21 protein-coding genes and 1 pseudogene are annotated in these 18,443 nt (G+C 45.3%); 10 read left to right on the top strand and 12 right to left on the bottom strand.

Going from position 1 to position 18,443, the window contains the following annotated elements; all coding sequences use genetic code 11:
* The first annotated feature begins 82 nt into the window (after positions 1 to 82).
* The gene (locus BA724_RS09680; protein WP_069938462.1) at positions 83 to 1,921 is read left to right on the top strand and encodes a cation:proton antiporter; all 1,839 of its coding nucleotides are present in this window, start codon (positions 83 to 85) and stop codon (positions 1,919 to 1,921) included.
* Positions 1,922 to 2,324: 403 nt separating this feature from the next.
* On the opposite strand, the gene scpC is transcribed toward BA724_RS09680, so the two are convergent.
* Together scpC and BA724_RS09690 are read right to left on the bottom strand one after the other, a co-directional pair.
* Positions 2,325 to 3,833, bottom strand: coding sequence for a succinyl-CoA:acetate CoA-transferase ScpC (gene scpC, locus BA724_RS09685; protein ID WP_069938463.1), 1,509 nt, complete (start codon positions 3,831 to 3,833; stop codon positions 2,325 to 2,327).
* A 126-nt stretch (positions 3,834 to 3,959) separates the two neighbouring features.
* Positions 3,960 to 4,610 (bottom strand): LytTR family DNA-binding domain-containing protein, encoded by a 651-nt coding sequence (locus BA724_RS09690; protein WP_069938464.1) that lies wholly within the window; start codon positions 4,608 to 4,610, stop codon positions 3,960 to 3,962.
* Positions 4,611 to 4,673: 63 nt separating this feature from the next.
* Here BA724_RS09690 and ybaK point away from each other — a divergent pair, with 63 nt between their 5' ends.
* Positions 4,674 to 5,153, top strand: a complete 480-nt coding sequence (gene ybaK, locus BA724_RS09695; protein ID WP_069938465.1) for a Cys-tRNA(Pro) deacylase — start codon at positions 4,674 to 4,676, stop codon at positions 5,151 to 5,153.
* 115 nt (positions 5,154 to 5,268) lie between these two features.
* A complete protein-coding gene (locus tag BA724_RS09700; RefSeq protein ID WP_069938466.1) occupies positions 5,269 to 5,556 on the top strand; it encodes a hypothetical protein in 288 nt (95 codons plus the stop codon).
* A gap of 157 nt (positions 5,557 to 5,713) precedes the next feature.
* On the opposite strand, the gene BA724_RS09705 is transcribed toward BA724_RS09700, so the two are convergent.
* Positions 5,714 to 6,517, bottom strand: coding sequence for an alpha/beta hydrolase (locus BA724_RS09705; RefSeq protein ID WP_069938467.1), 804 nt, complete (start codon positions 6,515 to 6,517; stop codon positions 5,714 to 5,716).
* Positions 6,518 to 6,619: 102 nt separating this feature from the next.
* Between BA724_RS09705 and BA724_RS19040 the strand changes: the two genes are divergently transcribed.
* Positions 6,620 to 6,745, top strand: coding sequence for a hypothetical protein (locus BA724_RS19040; RefSeq protein WP_281182006.1), 126 nt, complete (start codon positions 6,620 to 6,622; stop codon positions 6,743 to 6,745).
* A gap of 216 nt (positions 6,746 to 6,961) precedes the next feature.
* Here BA724_RS19040 and BA724_RS18295 read toward each other — a convergent pair whose 3' ends face one another.
* From BA724_RS18295 to BA724_RS09725, 3 genes are all read right to left on the bottom strand, one after another.
* Positions 6,962 to 7,183, bottom strand: a complete 222-nt coding sequence (locus tag BA724_RS18295; protein WP_141719912.1) for a hypothetical protein — start codon at positions 7,181 to 7,183, stop codon at positions 6,962 to 6,964.
* Positions 7,184 to 7,315: 132 nt separating this feature from the next.
* Positions 7,316 to 8,410: an AI-2E family transporter gene (locus tag BA724_RS09720; protein WP_069938470.1), complete on the bottom strand. Its 1,095-nt coding sequence runs from the start codon at positions 8,408 to 8,410 to the stop codon at positions 7,316 to 7,318.
* A gap of 77 nt (positions 8,411 to 8,487) precedes the next feature.
* Positions 8,488 to 9,825: a YjiH family protein gene (locus BA724_RS09725; protein WP_069938471.1), complete on the bottom strand. Its 1,338-nt coding sequence runs from the start codon at positions 9,823 to 9,825 to the stop codon at positions 8,488 to 8,490.
* Between the two features lie 214 nt (positions 9,826 to 10,039).
* Here BA724_RS09725 and BA724_RS09730 point away from each other — a divergent pair, with 214 nt between their 5' ends.
* Positions 10,040 to 10,912 (top strand): Cof-type HAD-IIB family hydrolase, encoded by an 873-nt coding sequence (locus BA724_RS09730; protein ID WP_069938472.1) that lies wholly within the window; start codon positions 10,040 to 10,042, stop codon positions 10,910 to 10,912.
* A 42-nt stretch (positions 10,913 to 10,954) separates the two neighbouring features.
* Complete coding sequence (ilvA, locus tag BA724_RS09735) at positions 10,955 to 12,202, top strand: threonine ammonia-lyase IlvA (RefSeq protein WP_069938473.1); 1,248 nt, start codon at positions 10,955 to 10,957, stop codon at positions 12,200 to 12,202.
* A gap of 24 nt (positions 12,203 to 12,226) precedes the next feature.
* Here ilvA and bshB2 read toward each other — a convergent pair whose 3' ends face one another.
* Positions 12,227 to 12,925 (bottom strand): bacillithiol biosynthesis deacetylase BshB2, encoded by a 699-nt coding sequence (bshB2, locus tag BA724_RS09740; protein ID WP_069938662.1) that lies wholly within the window; start codon positions 12,923 to 12,925, stop codon positions 12,227 to 12,229.
* A 39-nt stretch (positions 12,926 to 12,964) separates the two neighbouring features.
* Positions 12,965 to 13,312 carry a YojF family protein gene (locus BA724_RS09745; RefSeq protein WP_069938474.1) on the bottom strand — a complete coding sequence of 116 codons (348 nt, stop codon included), beginning with the start codon at positions 13,310 to 13,312 and terminating at the stop codon, positions 12,965 to 12,967.
* 123 nt (positions 13,313 to 13,435) lie between these two features.
* Here BA724_RS09745 and BA724_RS09750 point away from each other — a divergent pair, with 123 nt between their 5' ends.
* Positions 13,436 to 13,987: a nitroreductase family protein gene (locus BA724_RS09750; protein WP_425389015.1), complete on the top strand. Its 552-nt coding sequence runs from the start codon at positions 13,436 to 13,438 to the stop codon at positions 13,985 to 13,987.
* A 56-nt stretch (positions 13,988 to 14,043) separates the two neighbouring features.
* Here BA724_RS09750 and pdxK read toward each other — a convergent pair whose 3' ends face one another.
* Positions 14,044 to 14,841: a pyridoxine/pyridoxal/pyridoxamine kinase gene (gene pdxK / locus BA724_RS09755; RefSeq protein ID WP_069938476.1), complete on the bottom strand. Its 798-nt coding sequence runs from the start codon at positions 14,839 to 14,841 to the stop codon at positions 14,044 to 14,046.
* A gap of 212 nt (positions 14,842 to 15,053) precedes the next feature.
* Here pdxK and BA724_RS09760 point away from each other — a divergent pair, with 212 nt between their 5' ends.
* The 3 genes from BA724_RS09760 (at position 15,054) to BA724_RS09775 (ending at position 16,625) form a co-directional block, all read left to right on the top strand.
* Positions 15,054 to 15,737 carry a uracil-DNA glycosylase gene (locus BA724_RS09760; RefSeq protein WP_069938477.1) on the top strand — a complete coding sequence of 228 codons (684 nt, stop codon included), beginning with the start codon at positions 15,054 to 15,056 and terminating at the stop codon, positions 15,735 to 15,737.
* A gap of 225 nt (positions 15,738 to 15,962) precedes the next feature.
* Positions 15,963 to 16,241 carry a YwdI family protein gene (locus BA724_RS09770; protein WP_069938478.1) on the top strand — a complete coding sequence of 93 codons (279 nt, stop codon included), beginning with the start codon at positions 15,963 to 15,965 and terminating at the stop codon, positions 16,239 to 16,241.
* Between the two features lie 12 nt (positions 16,242 to 16,253).
* Positions 16,254 to 16,625 (top strand): DUF423 domain-containing protein, encoded by a 372-nt coding sequence (locus tag BA724_RS09775; protein ID WP_069938479.1) that lies wholly within the window; start codon positions 16,254 to 16,256, stop codon positions 16,623 to 16,625.
* A 38-nt stretch (positions 16,626 to 16,663) separates the two neighbouring features.
* Here BA724_RS09775 and gerQ read toward each other — a convergent pair whose 3' ends face one another.
* The 3 genes and pseudogenes from gerQ to hemQ form a co-directional block, all read right to left on the bottom strand.
* Positions 16,664 to 17,047 (bottom strand): spore coat protein GerQ, encoded by a 384-nt coding sequence (gerQ, locus tag BA724_RS09780; protein ID WP_083256173.1) that lies wholly within the window; start codon positions 17,045 to 17,047, stop codon positions 16,664 to 16,666.
* Between the two features lie 19 nt (positions 17,048 to 17,066).
* Positions 17,067 to 17,489: pseudogene (locus BA724_RS09785) on the bottom strand (cell wall hydrolase).
* A gap of 112 nt (positions 17,490 to 17,601) precedes the next feature.
* Positions 17,602 to 18,348 (bottom strand): hydrogen peroxide-dependent heme synthase, encoded by a 747-nt coding sequence (gene hemQ, locus BA724_RS09790; RefSeq protein WP_069938480.1) that lies wholly within the window; start codon positions 18,346 to 18,348, stop codon positions 17,602 to 17,604.
* Between the last annotated feature and the right edge of the window lie 95 nt (positions 18,349 to 18,443).

Consider the following 18,443-nt stretch of genomic DNA (forward strand, 5'->3'; position numbering starts at 1 on the left):
AGCGTAAAGTTTTTAAAACATGAAATTTGGGAACAAACACGGTAGTATGTATAAAAGCAAATCGAAGAGGAAGGAAGATGTGATGTTTGATTCTTTGCTGTTTTATTTAATGATCACGCTCGTTGTCGGGATTGCCTCTCAGTGGACGGCGTGGCGCTTCCGTCTTCCGGCGATTGTGGTCATGTCGGTCGCAGGGTTGTTAATCGGTCCGCTGTTCGGCTGGTTTAATCCAAAAGATGTATTCGGGGATTTATTCGGTCCGATTATTTCAGCGGCTGTGGCGATTATTTTATTTGAGGGAAGCTTAAACCTTGATTTTCGTGAAATCAGAACGGTCCGGCAGCCGATCCGCCGTATTGTGACAATCGGCGCGTTTATCGCCTGGATTGCGGGGTCCCTCGCGGCGCATTACGTAGCGGGATTATCTCTTGCTGTAGCATTTGTCATCGGTGGATTGTTTATTGTAACTGGACCGACCGTCATTTTGCCACTGCTGCGCCAGGCAAAACTAAAACCGCGTACGGCCGCTATTCTGAAATGGGAAGGGATTGTTGTTGACCCATTTGGTGCACTTCTCGCTTTATTCGCATTTGAATTAATTAAATTTTTTACAGGAGAAGTCACTGCGGCGACGTTTATTAACTTCTTATTTGGCTCAGCTTTTGCAGTTGTGCTTGGCGTTGTTTTTGGAATTGGACTCGGCAAAGCGCTTGAAAAAGGACGTGTGCCGGAGTATTTAAAATCACCGGCTGTTTTTGTGGTTGTCATCGCCTGCTTTACGATTGCAGATGAAGCGATGCATGAGACAGGTCTTTTAGCTGTTACAGCAATGGGAATGGTCATGGCGAACATGCACATTTCTTCTATTAAAGACATGCGTCATTTTAAAGAGAACATTTCCATTCTCTTGATTTCGACGATTTTTATTATGCTAACCGCGTCTCTGACGAGAGAGACGCTTATGCAGATTTTTGACGTCCATATTATTGCATTTGTATTGATCATGCTGTTTGTCGTCCGTCCGCTGTCGATTTGGCTGTCAACGGTTGGCACAGACATGACCAAACAGGAAAAAACGCTCGTCGGCTGGATTGCGCCGCGGGGGATTGTGGCGTTAACCGTATCCGGCTACTTTGCCCAATCTTTATTTGAAGCGGGTTACGAAGACGCTTCACTGCTCACGCCGCTAACATTTGCCCTTGTGTTTTCTACCGTTGTCGCCCACGGATTTTCGATCGGCTGGCTGGCGAAAAAGCTGGACCTTGCATCGACAAATAAGCCGGGTGTATTGCTTGTTGGCGGAAATACGTTTACCGCCAAGCTCGGCAAAACGATGCAGGACTTAAACATTCCGGTTCTTGTCGCAGATGAATCATGGCAAAGGCTCCATTCAGCGCGCCAGTCGAATTTGCCGGTGTATCACGGTGAAATTTTGTCTGAAAGCACCGAGTATCATTTGGAGCTGACACCGTATGAATACATGATCGCTGCAACAAGTGATGAAGCGTATAACGCGCTCGTCTGCTCGACGTTTGTGCCGGAAATGGGCCGTGTGAATTTATACCAGATCGCGGCTGGACCGGAGCGGACGGAAACAACGAAAGAATTTAACAAAACAGTTGGCGGAAAAGTGCTGTTTGATTCATCGGCTCACTACCAGGCGCTCACGTCCCGGGCTGCTGATTACGTATTTCGGAAAACGGAACTGACAGAACGGTACGGGTATGACAAGTATTTAAAAGAGATTGATGAAAATACATTGCTTTTGTTTATTGTTAAAGCTTCCGGAAAACTGGCATTTTACACGCGTGACGTTTCACCAAAAGGAGAAGCGGGGGACACAATTGTAAGCCTTATGCCGCCGGTAAAAGAGATTGCCAAAGCAAAAGAGAAAATTGCGGAACAGCGCCGCGATCAGTAAATTGAAAAAAGCGGCCTTCACCGGGGCCGCTTTTTTCTGACAGTAAATCAGAGAGAGTATGGAATGTATTTTGTAAGTTGAGCCGGTTAGATCGGCTTCTTGTTAATAATTATAAAAGTTTTTGAAAGTGCTTTCATTAAAAATTACACAAAATATCATATAAACGACATGAAGTAGAAAAATTTTGACGTTAAGAACAAATTTTAGCTCATATAGATAAGTGGGCGATTTTTTCTTATTAAATCATCGATTTTTGTCCCGCTTTTGTAACAAAAAGAGCTGCTTCGGAAGCAGCTCTTGTGAAGGGAAGGTTCTATATATAAACGCCGTACCGCTTTTTGGCTGGAAGTCGGTTTAAGATCGAATTCTGGAATCGGTTTTGCCAAAAGCGGCCGAACAGACGTCACGAAAGGGAAATAGGCTGTTCCTCACGCATCGTACCGATTTCAGCGAGTCGTGTATGCCAGGACAATGCTTTTTCGAGTATATGCGGTGTTTGGCCGCCGCGTGTGAGGGCCTCTTCGTAATAGCTGCGCAGCTGGTCTTTGTATGCCGGATGTGCACAATTTTCAATGATAACAAGCGCCCGTTCACGTGGTGCAAGTCCACGCAAGTCCGCAAACCCTTGCTCAGTCACGATGATGTCTACATCGTGCTCTGTGTGGTCAACGTGTGAAGCGAACGGGACGATGCTGGAGACCGCACCGTTTTTCGCTGTCGATTTCGTGACGAAAATCGCTGTCCGGCAGTTGCGGGCAAAGTCACCCGATCCGCCGATGCCATTCATCATTTTCGTACCGGAAACGTGTGTAGAGTTCACATTGCCGTAAATATCCACTTCAAGCGCCGTGTTAATGGACAATAAGCCAAGACGGCGGATAAGCTCGGGGTGATTCGATATTTCCTGCGGCCGAAGCACAAGCTTATCCCGGTATTTTGCTAAGTTTGAATACACATCTTTCATTTTTTCTTCTGAAAGTGTAATCGAACAGCCGGAAGCGAAACGGATTTTACCGTGGTCAAATAAGTCGAAAACGGCATCCTGCAGCACTTCAGAGTAGACTTCCAAGTTTTCAAATTCCGAGTCAATTAAGCCATGCATCACTGCATTGGCAACCGAGCCAATGCCGGATTGAAGCGGCGCCAATTCGTTGGTCAACCGTCCCGCTTTCACTTCTTCGCGGAAAAAGGTAATTAAATGCTCAGCCATTTTCGCTGTCTCCGTATCTGGCGGTACAATCGTTGAAGGTGAATCCTTTGCATTCGTTATGACAATGCCTTTTACTTTTGCAGGGGCAATGCGGATGCCAATTTCTCCAATGCGCTCATCCACAGATGTCAACATAATTGGTCCACGCCTGCCTTGACCGTTCGGGCTGTAAATGTCATGAAGGCCTTCGAGTTCCACTGGTTGTGCCGTATTTAGCTCAATAATGACATTTTCTGCTTTTTCAATAAAAATCGAGGAGTTGCCGACAGATGTCGCAGGGATGATCAGCCCGTCTTCTGTGATGGCAACCGCTTCAATAATGGCGTAATCAATCGGGCCGAGTGTCCCATTGCGGATTGCTTCCGCTGTATGGGACAAATGCTGGTCCACAAAAAACAGCCCGCCTTCGTTTATTTCTTTTCGCATCACCGGGTCCGCCTGAAATGGAAGGCGTTTATGAATAATCCCGGCTTCTGCCATCATTTTATCCAAATCAAAGCCGAGCGAAGCGCCTGTGAAAATGTTCACTTTAAACGATTCTGTTTTTGCTCGTTCTACAAGTGACATAGGCACCGCTTTTGCATCTCCAGCCCGTGTAAATCCACTTAACCCCAATGTCATGCCGTCTTCAATCCAGGATGCAGCCTCACCCGCGCTTACAATCCTGCTTCTTAATTCCTCGATGCGAATACGTTCATTCATTGTGATTCGATCCCCCCGGTTCGTTTTGACAAGTGTAGCAATGTTTGGAAGGGTTTTCATTTGCTTCGCAATGAAAAGCCGCAAAAAAGACGCGAAGAAGAAATTTCGCGTCATCAAGCAAGTTTGTTAATAATTGAGCGATTTCCGAAAAGCGCTCGTGTATGTTTGTGTAACAGGGATTTTCGTACGGTCCTTCATAATGAGCAAAAACGTGGAATGGGAATCCGGCTGAATTTCCTGAATAAAGTTTACGTTGACGATGTAGGAGCGGTGTACACGGATAAACGCGTCATCCGGCAGCATAAATTCAAGCTCTGTTAAATTCAGCTTATGATAACCATTTCCAGTTTGCGCCTGCACACGCGTTTTTCTTCCTTCTGATTCCAGGTATAAGACGTCCGAATACGGAATCGGATACCACCGGTCTTCGGATTTTATAGTTAAAATGTTTTGGGAAATGGGCGACGGCTTTGCCGGATAAATGGTCGTAATTGCACCGGACAGCACATGATTATCAAAAATGGGCACGCTCATCGCATAATAAGGAATACCGTACACATCGCTGTCAATATATGTGGACACTTGATGTTTTTCCGTAATCGCCTGCTGCGTCACGCTGCCTTCCTTGATCGGGTCGCCCACCCGGATATGCAAATCGACGAGACGGCTCGGCTGGTAATAAATAAATTTTTCGTGATTCGACACGGCGACAGACGTATTCGGCGGGAAAAACTCTTTCATTACTTCCATCAATCCGGAAACGGTCATTTGATCCATTTTTTCACCTCTTTACATTAGCTGTAGTACAATCATTTTAACATAATTAAAGGGGGAAGCAGGATGGCAAAAGGAAAAACAAATGCAATGCGGCTGCTTGATGCGGCGGGTGTTTTGTATCAAATGCATGAATATGACAACAAGGATGGAAAGATAGACGGCGTATCGGCTGCAGCAAAAATCGGTGCTGAGCCGGAGCGTGTCTTTAAAACGCTTGTGACACAAGGGGCAGGGGGCTTTTACGTATTTGTCGTGCCGGTAGAATGTGAGCTTGACTTAAAAAAAGCGGCTCGCGCGGCAGGTGAAAAAAAGATCGAAATGATTCCGGTAAAAGACATTCAAAAGCAGACCGGATACATACGCGGCGGCTGTTCACCGATTGGCATGAAAAAGCTCTACCCGACATTTATCGACGTTCAGGCAGAAGAATTTGAGATGATTATTGTCAGCGCCGGCAGGATCGGGGCGCAAATAGAACTGGCTCCAAAAAAGCTTGCTGACATAGTAAACGCTTCCTTTTGTGAAGTTGTGAACAATTTTTGAATGGAATGTTACTGAATTGTGGAAAAATATGATTTTCAGGCCGCTGCCGGTTCTCTTTTGAAAAAAAACGGCGTATACTAGGGGCATCAAATGAAACAGGAGTTGACCCATAACCATGATGGTCGTTGAAAATCTTCTTGACGTGAAAAGCTATTTTGCCGGTGAAGTAAAAGAAAACTTTGTAGTGCAGTACGAAAAAATGGCCAAGTCAGGCGCATTTTTTAAAGAAGGCGGATGGCACGAACTAGAAGAAGAAACAGCGGAATGTGTAAAAGTATTATGCCAGACAGGCCAAGCATGCTCTGTCACACGAGTAAAAGAATATCCCGTAAACGCTGAATCAACTGTTGATGCCGTTTTAGCCCGCATCCGCGAAACACATAAAGATATTTTTAAAGGATAACATATATAAATCAACCGGCCCCTTTTAAAAGGGACCGGTTTTTTGCTTCTAAGCGGACACTATTTTAATTAAGCAAACACTCCAGTTAGAGGAATGCCACAGGACATAGCATTCGTAAAGAGCGGCAGCATTACACTGCAACCTCAGTCTTTGATCTTTATTTATAGCCAAAAAACGCGCCGATTTTTTCATCAACGATCGGCGTTTCATGAAGTCCGCTATGATGAATGGTTTTATCATAAAGTACATCAACACGGTATTGATCTTCCGGCACAAGCGCTTTTAAGCTGAGCGCACTTTGCAATGGAGTTACCTGATCGCCGGTGCCGGCTATGTTTAATACATTCGTCCCGTCTGGGAAGCGATTATGGTTTGCAGCTATGCGGGCGAGTGCTGGAGAACCAGGCATTAGATCATATACGGCAGGACCATGGTTTTGTGTGAACCAGCGGCTGCCGGAAACGCCGTTAAATGGACTGCCAATCGTGACCAGCTGGTCTGTGACCGGGTGGAGATCCGGATCATACAGTTCCTGCAGAAACTTCACCGATACAATGCCTCCCATTGAATGGCTGACGATTTTTACGCGCTCCACGCCATATTCATTTCGCAGCACCTGCATAACTGCTGCAAGCGCAGTCGATGTAGCGTCAAAAGAAGAGCGGTTGTTTTCAAAAATGACGTGAATAAACGCAGGAAGTTCCGCTGAAAACGGCTCTTCCCGGACGAGCAGTTTTCCGGTACGCGTAACATTCATCGTTAACGCCCGTTCGCCCCAGCCGCGCTCCTCAAAACGGGCAATCATTGTATTAAACGACCGTCCCGTTCCTTTAAAACCGTGAATAAACAAAACCGGATCTTTATACTGATTGCCGGACACGGCATAATCACTTTTTTCGAGAGACAAAGAGCTCACATAAATCAAAAAAACAGCAGCCAACAATAACATGTATTTCCGCATTGCGGGTCTTTCCTCTCTCATAAAAGTAGTATGTTTTATTATACGAAATTTCGACATGAAGATATACACCGGATACAATGGAATTAAAAGGAGGCGGTTTTAATGAAAGAGTGGGTTAGTCGATGCGCCATCTGTGGAAAAGATGTGTATTGCCTGGACGGCTTTTTGAATGGCGTAAAAGAAGAAGGAGAATTGCGCTGCTTTGACTGTGCAGCTCAAGAGCAATAGGTATAGTTTTCACCAATCTTGAGCTGTAAGCTTTTTAAAAAAGAAGCAAAGATATAAAAAAGCAAAATAGTCAAAACAAACGATATTCCAACAATGTAAACGCTATCCATGACTGGAGATCGCCCAGATGCAATCCATACCATGTCTGGAATTAAAAAAAGAAGAAGGGAAATTGGCAAGCCTGATAAAAGCATCTGTTCAGTTTGGTTTGCTTTTTCAAGTGAAACAAATAAACGAGTTAACAATAGAAGGGAACAAATGGACAAAATGATCAGAAGGACGTGCATTATGATTAAACCCTCCCGATGTAATCGTGAAAATGCTCTTCAGCCTCAGCGGCATCGTACGTGCTGAAGAGCCGGTAATCGTCGGTGTCAAGTATACGATAGTGGCCGCTGATGACATTTTGCTGGAGGCGGAAGCCGTTTTGATGATCAAGTTCACGCCACCAGACGTGTCCGCCCATTGTTTTGCCGCTAGGAATTCATACGTAGTATATCGGAAAATAGTTTCATTTTTTTATAAAAAATGGAAATAAAAAAAGCTGTCCCGATTGAGACAGCTTTCCTTTTAATCAATTTCTTTGCCTGCCGCTTCCCGGATCTCGGTCCGCTTCTGGTACAAGTTCGATAAAATTGTTTTGATGACACCGTAAAATGGAATCGCGAGAATAACACCCCAAATGCCAGCGATATTTCCAGCTGCTAAAATGACAGTAATGACTGTCAACGGGTGAATATCGAGCGCTTTGCCCATGACGTTCGGTGAGATAAAGTTACTTTCAATCTGCTGGGCTACGAGCATAATGATGGCGACGTAAAGCGCCATTTGCGGCTCTTGCATCAACGCGATAATCAAAGCCGGTACGACGGCTAAATACGGGCCGAGAAACGGAATCACATTAGTAAACATGCCGAACAGTGCCAGCAATAGCGCATAATCAAGACCGATAATTAAGTAACCAATTAATAACATAACGCCGACAATAAAGCTGACCAACAGCTGGCCTTGAATATAAGAACGGAGGGTCACATCCAAATCGTGCAGCGTCTTACGAATCCAAGTTTTTCGTTCACCATGGAAAAAGCCGGCCACAAACGGTGCGAATTTTTCATGATCTTTCAGCATGTAGACAAGGAAAAATGGCGCTAAAATTAGCAAGAACAATCCTTGAACGAAACTTTGCAGGAATGTCAGCAGCCAAGAGCCAAAGCCGGCCGCCCAGTCATTTACATTGTTTGTCACATCGCTGATCGCTTTTCCAACAGAATCCTGTGCCTGCGGAGGCAGATCATCGCGCTGACTCAGCAAGTAATCGAACCACTTTTCACCTTCTTCAATCATGTCAGGTGTGTTTTTGGCGAGAGAAGTGGATTGCTCGCCGATTACCGGGGCGATCATCGCATAAATAAGCCAAAACACAAAAACGACAACGGTAAGCACGAATGTAATGGACGCCCAGCGCGGGAGCTTTTTCGATTCAAGAAATTGGAGCAGCGGCCGTGTTAAGTAAAAAAGCACACCACCGATTAAAAGCGGCAGGAAAATTGTTCTGGCAATAATAACGAGTGGGCTGAATACTTCTTGAATTTGCTGAAACATAAAGATAATCAGCATTGCCAGTAAGATACCGATCCCTGTTTGAAACCAAAGTTTATGTGTCAAAATAAACTACTTCCTTTCTATGTACCATCTTATCTTTACCCGATTATACGAAAAAAAAGCCGGGAAGTTCCGGCTTTTTAAAAATAAAGGTGGGCAACGCCCGCAATAATGGGCAGTGAGATAAGTGTACGGATGATAAAGATAACAAAAAGATCTTTAAACGAAACGGGAATCTTCGTTCCAAGAAGCAGACCGCCGACTTCAGACATATAAATGAGCTGAGAGACGGATAAAGCGGCAACAACAAAACGAGTCAGTTCGCTTGGAATGCTTTCTCCTAAAATTGCCGGCAAAAACATGTCCGCAAACCCGATCATGATCGTTTCGGATGCTTCTTTTGCAAAAGGGATCTGAAGAAGCTCAAGGAGCGGAATGAACGGGAGCCCGAGCCATTGGAAAAGAGGTGTCGTTTCCGCAATAATCAAGGCTGTTGTTCCGAGCGCCATAACGATTGGAATAACACCAAGCCACATATCGAGCACGTTTTTCACGCCGTCTGCCGCCGTTTCAGCAAAGCGGTTGCGGTCAGCGCGCTGGATCGCCTGTTCATATCCGTAGGAAAAAGGTGTATATCCAGCTGGGATCGCCTCGTCATCTGCCTGACGTGGCGAACCGTCAATAAAGGTTTCCGGCTTGCGTGACAAAGGAGGAATGCGTGGCATAATCAAAGCACACGCAATACCTGCCAGCACAACCGTTAAATAAAACGGAATAAAATATTGTTCCAGTCTAACCTGGCCAATGACAACAAGACAAAAAGTAATAGATACAACGGAAAACATCGTCCCGATAATCGCCGCTTCTTTTTTCGTATAAAATCCTTCTTCGTACTGCTTGCTCGTCAGCAACACGCCAATCGTTCCATCACCGAGCCATGAAGCGAGCGCGTCAATGGATGAACGGCCCGGCAGTAAAAAAAGCGGCCGCATTACTTTAGTGAGTGAGTAGCCGACAAATTCAAGTAAGCCAAAATTAAGCAGAAGCGGCAGGAGCAGACCAGCAAATAAAAAGACGGAAAACAGCACGGGCAGCAGGCTGAACAGCAGCGTTCCGCCAGTTACATCCGACCAAATCGCCTTTGGACCAATTTGGAAATACGTCATAACCGCAAAAATCGCTCCAAGCACGCGGACAATTGTCCAAAAAAGTGAAATATCAAACAAGGATGCCCAGAAAGGAGAGTGGCGCACAAAGCCTGGACGAGCTGTTTTTACAACGAGAGTAAACAAAGCAGCCAGCACGATCAGCAGCGTCATAATGCCTGGAATCACGCCTCCAATGGCATTTTGAAGCGCTCCAGATAAAACCGCAATTGGAATTGTCATGCCATCTTTCACTGGTACAGGTATTATAAACAATAAAATCCCGATAACAGACGGAATAATAAACCGCCACGGGGAACTAGATCCACGCATATATAGAAATCCTTCCTTTGTATAAATATTCATCACTGACACAGTTTAATTCATTATGCCCTAAAAATCCACGCTTCCGGACATATTCATAAAATACTGAATTTAGATACCGCTTACATCCTTTAAGCCGCAACGTTCCAGCATTTTTCCGGATTCCGAACTATTTTCATGTTAAAATAGGAAGGGATTAAATATAAACGAGAAGGTGACATGAATGATTACAAGCATCGCAACGGATATGGACGGAACGTTACTGAATGGAAAAATGGAAGTAAGCGCAGCGAACCGCGCCGCCATAAAAAAAGCGCAGGAGCTTGGCATCGAAGTCGTTGTTGCCACAGGCCGATCATATATGGAAGCCCGTTTTGCACTTGATGGAACCGGCATTGAGTGCCCGATTATTGCGGTAAACGGGGCGGAAGTGCGCGATGTGAAAGGCGAAATCATTCAATTTACCGCGCTTGAAGATGATCTCGCATACGATTTGTACCGCCGCTTGAAAGATGTCGGCGTTTACTTTGAAGTGTATACAAATCAAGCAACTTATACAGACAATGCGGAAAAAGCAGTCGAGCTGCTGATTGATATCGTGCTGTCCGCGCATCCGGAAACAAAAGTAGAAGATATTCGTGAACGGGCACGGCTCCGTATTGATCGCGGTCTTGTAAAGCAAGTGAACGATTATGAAGAAATCATTCGAGACACAAATGAGCACATTTACAAATTTTTCGTTTTTTCAACGGATTATGACCTATTGCAAAAAGCGGCTGACCGGCTTGAAGGAATCGACGGAGTAGCTGTCAGTTCTTCAGGAAACGAAAACCTGGAAGTGACGAACGCTCAGGCGCAAAAAGGGATTACGCTGGAAAATTATTTGGCATCAAAAGGCCTGTCGATGAAAGATGCCCTGGCTGTTGGCGACAACTACAATGATTTGTCGATGCTTGAGCGTGTCGGCTATTCGTACGCGATGGGGAATGCGGACGCAAACATAAAAAAAGCGGCCCGATTTGAAACGGCGAAAAATGAAGACAGCGGCGTGGCGAAAGCAATTGAAGATGCACTGGAACGAAGCATGGTCAAATGATACAATAATTCTTAAAATTCGTAATTAGAAGGAGAATTCGCCTTGTCAAAAGTATCGGTAGAAGAAATCGTTGTGGCGAACCAGGTGCTCAAAGACGTGGTTATTAAGACGCCGCTTCAGAAAAATGAAATTTTATCCACACGTTACGGCTGTAACGTGTATTTAAAACGTGAAGATTTACAGATTGTCCGGTCATTTAAGCTGCGCGGCGCATACAACTTTATCCGCAGCCTCACAGAAGAAGAGCGGGCAAAAGGAGTCGTTTGCGCGAGCGCCGGCAATCATGCCCAGGGTGTTGCGTATTCATGCCTTGCGCTAGGAATCGAAGGAAAGATTTTTATGCCGTCCACGACACCACGCCAAAAAGTATCGCAAGTGAAGCGGTTCGGTGGGGACAAAGTATCTGTTGTGTTAACAGGAGATACGTTTGATGACTCATACACAGCAGCAATGGAATATTGCACGGCAGAGGAAAAAATGTTTGTTCACCCATTTGATGACTACCGGACGATCGCGGGGCAGGGAACAGTTGCGGTGGAAATTTTAAATGATATACAGGTGCCGATTGATTACATGTTTTGTTCAATCGGCGGCGGGGGCCTGGCAGCGGGTATCGGTTCGTATTTAAAAGGCATCAGTCCATCGACAAAGCTGATCGGTGTAGAGCCAGAAGGAGCGGCTGGCATGAAAGCATCGCTAAACAGTGGACAGGTGACTCGCCTCGATACCATTGATCCATTTGTCGACGGCGCGGCTGTAAAACAAGTAGGCGATCTGACAATGGATATTTGCATGGACGTATTAGATGGCATTTCGGTTATTCCGGAAGGCAAAGTGTGCACGACCATTCTTCAGCTGTACAATGAGAATGCGGTTGTCGCGGAACCAGCGGGCGCATTGTCTGTAGCGGCGCTCGATTTTTACAAAGATGAAATTAAAGGGAAAAACGTTGTCTGCGTCGTGAGCGGCGGCAACAACGACATTGAACGCATGCAGGAAATTAAAGAGCGTTCCCTTATGTACGAAGGATTGAAGCATTATTTTATCGTCACATTCCCACAGCGTGCCGGCGCGCTCCGCAAGTTTATGGATCAGGTGCTGGGTGAGCAGGATGATATTACTCGTTTTGAATATACAAAACGGACGAATCGTGATGAAGGACCGGTGCTTGTCGGCATTGAGCTGAAGTATAAAGAAGATTACGAGCCGCTTTTGAAAAGAATGGAAGAAAACGGATTCCCTTATAAAGAATTAAATAATGATCCGATTTTATTTAATTTACTAATTTAAAAAAAGCTGATCTGCATGCGCAGATCAGCTTTTAATTTCGCTTACTTTGTCTTTTTCATCAAATGTGTACGTCCAGAAGTGCTCATAGTTAAAACGATCGTGCAGCTCGCTTCCTTCAGCAGCGACGCTTGATTCTAGATCTTTCAGCATCCAGATCGTTTGTGAAATGTGTGCTTTCATCGCGTCCATTTTTTTGTCATACACGTGCCGGATGTCATAGCGAATATCCGCCGCGCCAATTTCTTCAAGCGTATTGTTTGCAAACGCGACGCAGTGCAGCTTTGGCCGTTTGTCCGCTTCCAAAACACGCACCGCCCGGACAACCGCACGTGCTGTTGCTTCGTGGTCCGGGTGAACGGAGTAGCCCGGATAAAATGTAATAATGAGCGAAGGGTCCAACTCGTTAATCAGATCCGTTACAAGATTCATCATTTTTTGATCGTCTTCAAACTCAAGCGTTTTATCACGAAGACCCATCATGCGCAAATCCTGAATGCCGATCGCAGCCGCTGCTTTTTGCAATTCCGCTTTCCGAATATCCGGCAGCGACTCACGTGTCGCAAACGGCGGATTGCCGAGATTTCGCCCCATTTCACCGAGTGTTAAGCATGCATAGGTAACCGGTGTTTTACGCTCTGTGTGGACCGCAATTGTACCGGATACGCCAAAGGCTTCGTCATCTGGGTGCGGGAAAATGACGAGTACGTGGCGTTCTTGTTCAATTTCCATCGTCGTTTCTGTCATGGTCTTCAATCCTTTCTATTACTTAAATGGCGTTTTGCCCATTTCAAGCGCAACCGCTAATTTTCCATCAAAGTCGTGACCTGCCAAAAGCAAATGGCCATCTTCATCAAATCCGTAATGTGTCAGCCCTTCCGCGTATACCCAGCCGATTGCCAGCTTCAATCCAACACGAAATGGCCCCTCACCGACAATTTTGCCATGTTCATATGTAAGTTTCGCATTGCGGATATAGGCTCCCGCTGAGAAAAACTTTTCATTAAAATGTGATGCATAAGCGCCATTTGTCGTTTCCATATGAAGATAAACTTCTTCACCGGCAAACTTGTTTATGAGCTCCTGCACCTTTTCAGGTAAAATCGGTTCCATGCCCGTTGCCCTCCCGTCAAAATAAGTTCTTGCTTTATTGTACTAAAAAATGATTCGGATAGCGAAAATCCTGCTTTTCCAGTATGATGGAAGGGAGATTACTTTAAGATAGAGGTGTTTAATTTGCTGAAAACGATTATTCAAGAACGACGTTCCATTAAAAAATTTAACGGCAAATCTGTGGCGCTGTCAGATATAACCGCTGTTTTAGAAGATGCAGCCTGGGCGCCGAACCATGGGAACCGGGAGCCGTGGCGTTTTGTTGTCGCAGCTGAAAAGGGGCTAGAGGCGATCCGGACTACGATAAAGGAATGCACAGTTCCAAAATGGAATATGTTAGCGCCAGAAGAGTTGGAACAAAAAACGGCTGGCTTTAAGCTTCCAGGCGCATTTGTATTTGTGATCGTTCCAGAAGATCTGCGGCAAAAAGAACGACTTGAAGACTTCTCGGCTGCGAGTGCCTTAATTCAAAACGCCCAGCTGCTCGCTTGGGAAAAAGGAATCGGCACGTGCTGGAAAACGCCGGCTTGGATTGACGCGCCAAAATTCCGCCAGGCACTCGGCGTGAAGCCAGGTGAACGTATTTTAGCGATGCTGCAGTTCGGATATTATGATGAATTGCCAAAAGCAAAAGAACGAACACCAATTGAAGAAAAAATTACGTATTTTGGCTGAATGGACAGAATGACAAGAAAGCACCCGCCGGACAATTGTCCGGCGGGTGCTCCTGTTTAGTTTTTGTTATAAGCTCCGTGCATAACTGGACCGACGTATTCGTTTAGTTTCCAGCCATGTTTAATAGCTGCATTAACAAAGTTTTTCGCGTTATTGACCGCTTCTTTTACGTCCTGCCCATTTGCTAAATTAGCTGTAATCGCAGCCGCAAAGGTGCAGCCGGCGCCATGATTGTAAGTCGTGTTATGTTTTTCGCCTTCAAGCAAAACAAATTCTTTTCCGTCATAGAAAAGATCGATCGCTTTGTCGCTTTCGAGCTGTTTGCCGCCTTTAACAACGACGTTTTTCGCACCGAGCTCATAAATTTTTTTCGCCGCTTCTTTCATATCGTCAATCGTACGGATTGGACCGACACCGGACAACTGCCAAGCTTCAAACAAGTTTGGCGTGACAACGGTTGCGAGTGGCAAAAGCAAATCACGCGTTGCTTCGGCTGCTTCAGGGTTTAATACTTCATCTTCGCCCTTACATACCATAACCGGGTCGATGACAACTTTTTCGACGCTGTTCGCTTTGATCGATGCTGCTGCTGTTTCGATAATTTCCGGTGTGGCAAGCATCCCGGTTTTTAGTGCGTCAATACCGGTCGACATTGCCGTTTTTAATTGTGCTTGGAGCGCATCAATTGCTAACGGAAAAACGCCATGACTCCAGCCGTTATCAGGATCCATCGTCACGATCGTCGTCAATGCCGTCATCCCGTACGTGCCGTGCTCCTGGAATGTTTTTAAATCCGCCTGAATGCCAGCACCGCCGCTCGTATCTGATCCTGCAATTGTTAATGTCTTTTTCATGATGAAATTCCTCCTCTGTATACACTTCCTCTAGTTTAAGAAACTATTCCAAAATGCACAAGAAAAAACGCCCTTTTCTAGATGGCGTTGATGTTGTCAAAGTCATTTATAGTCTAATACTTAATGGCCATCGTTCTACAGCTGTATTTACCCGCCCACTTTATTTTTAAACAGGAGCTGTTTCCTTTATAATAGGAGGTGAGGTGAGCCAAATGAACAAAAAGATTTTAATAAATGACTGGGCGCGGCTGCTTGAAGGCGAATTTGAAAAGCCGTATTATCAAGAACTACGGTCTTTTTTAAAAGAAGAATATAACACACAGACGATTCATCCAAGCATGAATGACATTTTTAACGCGCTTCATTTTACACCGTATGAAAATGTGAAAGTCGTTATTCTCGGCCAAGATCCGTACCACGGGCCAAATCAGGCACACGGTCTTAGTTTTTCTGTTCAGCCCGGAATTGTGCCGCCGCCCTCTTTGAAAAATATGTACAAGGAATTAAAAGAAGATCTTGGCTGTGCGATACCTAATCACGGTTATTTAAAACAATGGGCAGATGAAGGAGTGCTGTTATTAAACACGGTTTTAACCGTTCGGGAAGGGCAGGCTCATTCACATCGGGGGAAAGGCTGGGAGAAGTTCACGGACCGGGTTATTCAGCTTATTAGCGATCGTGAAAAGCCCGCTGTTTTTTTATTATGGGGAAGACCGGCTCAAGGCAAAAAAGCGCTTATCGACACTAAAAAACATGTGATCATTGAATCGCCGCATCCAAGTCCGTTATCCGCATCGCGAGGTTTTTTCGGCAGCCGTCCATTTTCTAAGGCAAATGATGCACTTTCCTCAATGGGTGAAGACCCAATCAATTGGTGTTTGGAAAATAAGATATAAATGTTTCACGTGAAACGTGTTGATTGTATGACAATAGAGAAGGGATGTGTTGGAAACGGAACCAAATTGCATGAAATGCCGGCATTTTTTCGTGACGTGGGATCCAAAATCGCCTCGTGGCTGCCGTGCGTATGGATTTAAAACAAAGCAGATGCCATCTGTTATTGTCAAGCGTTCATCAGGCCACCCGTGCTTTCAATTTTCGTCGAAAGTGGGTGATAAAAAATGAATGTATCGTATGAAAAAGTACTGAAAAAGATGGAGCAGGAAATGAATGCCGCTAAACATGCAAATCCAAATGAGATAGAACGGCACATTTACGCGATTAAATCAATGTGTGACCTGCTGATTGGATTGGAAACGCCAATGCCTGCACTAACAGCTTCTCCCATACCGTCCGTTGTTCCGCCGCAGCCGGTACAGCAGCCTATTCAGGTAGTGGGTCAGCCAGGTCGGATTGCAACAGAGGACGGGTCAAACGGAGACTCTATTTTTGATTTTTAAAGGAGCATAAATATGAAATTATTTATTATTTTAGGGGCGGTTAATGCCTTTTTAGCAGTAGCACTTGGCGCGTTTGGCGCCCATGGATTGGAAGGGAAAGTAGAAGCTAAGTATTTGGAAATTTGGAAAACAGCTGTTCAATACCAGATGTTTCACGCAATCGGCTTAATGATCGTTGGCTTTTTAATGGGGCAGTACCCAGAAAGCTCGGCGCTTAACTGGTCGGGCTGGCTTATGCTGGCCGGTATCGTTTTATTCTCAGGGAGCCTGTTTATTCTTGCAGTCACAGCCATCAGTAAACTCGGTGCGATCACTCCTCTCGGCGGGCTCGCATTCTTGGCAGCATGGATTTTGGTTATTGTTGCTGCTGTGAAAAATATGTAATAAACAGGTGATCCTCATATAGGATCACCTGTTTATTATCAGCGGTACGGATATTCGTAAGCAATTTCACCTTCAAATGTGGCATAGTCCAAATAGAGAAGAGGGATAAGATAGCGCCGGCCGGTAGGCTCACTTAAAACTAAATGGTCACGTCCAGCTGCTTCGATTTGTCCACGAAACACTTTGGCGTTCCACTCTTTATTGTTTTCAAATGTTGTATATACCGTCACCATTTTGCCCCGGTTCAGGCGAAAAATGTTCTCGATATAAGATTCTTCCATTGTAGGCTGAACGGGAGCCGCACCCTGCCCGGGACCCTGTCCCATACCTGGTGGATATTGCCCTTGCCCTTGTCTTGGACCACCAGGCATAGGCATCGGTACTTGCTGAACGGGCATTGCCATGTAACCGTAAGGATTCATCTTTACTATTCCCCCTTAATTAATATACACGTGGACAAACGGATCGAAGCAGAGCGAAAAAACAGTGGGCTTTGTGAATCGCCCGGTATTGGACTGGCCATACCATTGAGCAGGGCATTCTCCTGCAGGCTCAAAAACCAGAGTGCATTGGATGCCGGGTGATAGCGGCCGCCATTAACGACTTTTCGTGCCAGATCAATGTCTATCTGACGGGATAATTGGTAAAAATATCCTTTTTTGTTGCCTCAAAACCCCCAGGAGACTGAAACACCCTGTCTTGTAAATTGCGGATTTGAGTGAAGTCAAGACAGTCTGCACGTGTTCGATTAACGCCAACATTTCCAACCATCAGCATCCCGAGTGGGCCTTCTCCTTCTGCTTCCGCCCGCATCAGCCGGGCTAAAAGCTTTAAATGCTCTTCTGTGTAAGCGACAACAGGCAAATGAACACCTCCCTTTGTAAGGTATGCATTTTTGTATTTAAAGGTGCTATTGTCTACGGAACTCGCACAAACAAAAACCGCGCCCGATGAGGGCGCGGTTTCCTTTCAACCTTTAATTGACATGCATCATTTGTGCGAATTTCTCATCTGTCAGCAAGCTGCCGACAAAAAAGGAGCCGAATTCGCCGTAGCGTGCGCTCACTTCATCGAAACGCATTTCATAAATTAATTTTTTAAATTGAAGTACGTCATCTGCGTAAAGCGTGACGCCCCATTCATAATCATCAAAGCCCACAGAACCGGTAATAATCTGCTTAACGAGGCCGGCATACTGGCGTCCGATCATGCCATGGCTGCGCATGAGGGAACCGCGTTCTTTCATCGGAAGCATATACCAGTTATCTTCGCCCTGGCGTCGTTTGTCCATCGGATAGAAGCAGACATATTCCGATTTCGGCAGTTCCGGATACAGACGTGCACGAATTTGTGGATTTTGATAGGGATCTTCATCAGAAGAAAGGTAGTTGCTAAGTTCGACCACCGATACGTATGAATAGGCCGGAGTCGTAAACTCGGCAATTTTCAGCTTATTAAATTCGGTTTCAATCACATTCAATTCGGCCATCGTCGGGCGCAAAATCATCAGCATGAAATCAGCTTTTTGTCCAACGACGCTGTAAAATGAATGACTGCCTTCTTTCAACTCCTGTGTGGCTTCCAATTTATAAAGAAACTTGCGGAATTCGCTGAGTGCATTTTCCCGCTCGTCACTCGACAGCATTTTCCACGATGCCCAGTCAATTGACCGGAAATCATGCAAACAGTACCAACCCTCAAGTGTTTTTGCTGCTTCACTCATTTTCATTCATCTCCTATGTATTGTATTCTGACTCTACTATAGCATAAAATGATCAAAAGCTAACTTCGCGGCGTCCTGCCGCCGTATGTCAAAAC

The sequence above is a fragment of the Domibacillus iocasae genome (assembly GCF_001750285.1).
Taxonomy (GTDB): domain Bacteria; phylum Bacillota; class Bacilli; order Bacillales; family Domibacillaceae; genus Domibacillus; species Domibacillus iocasae.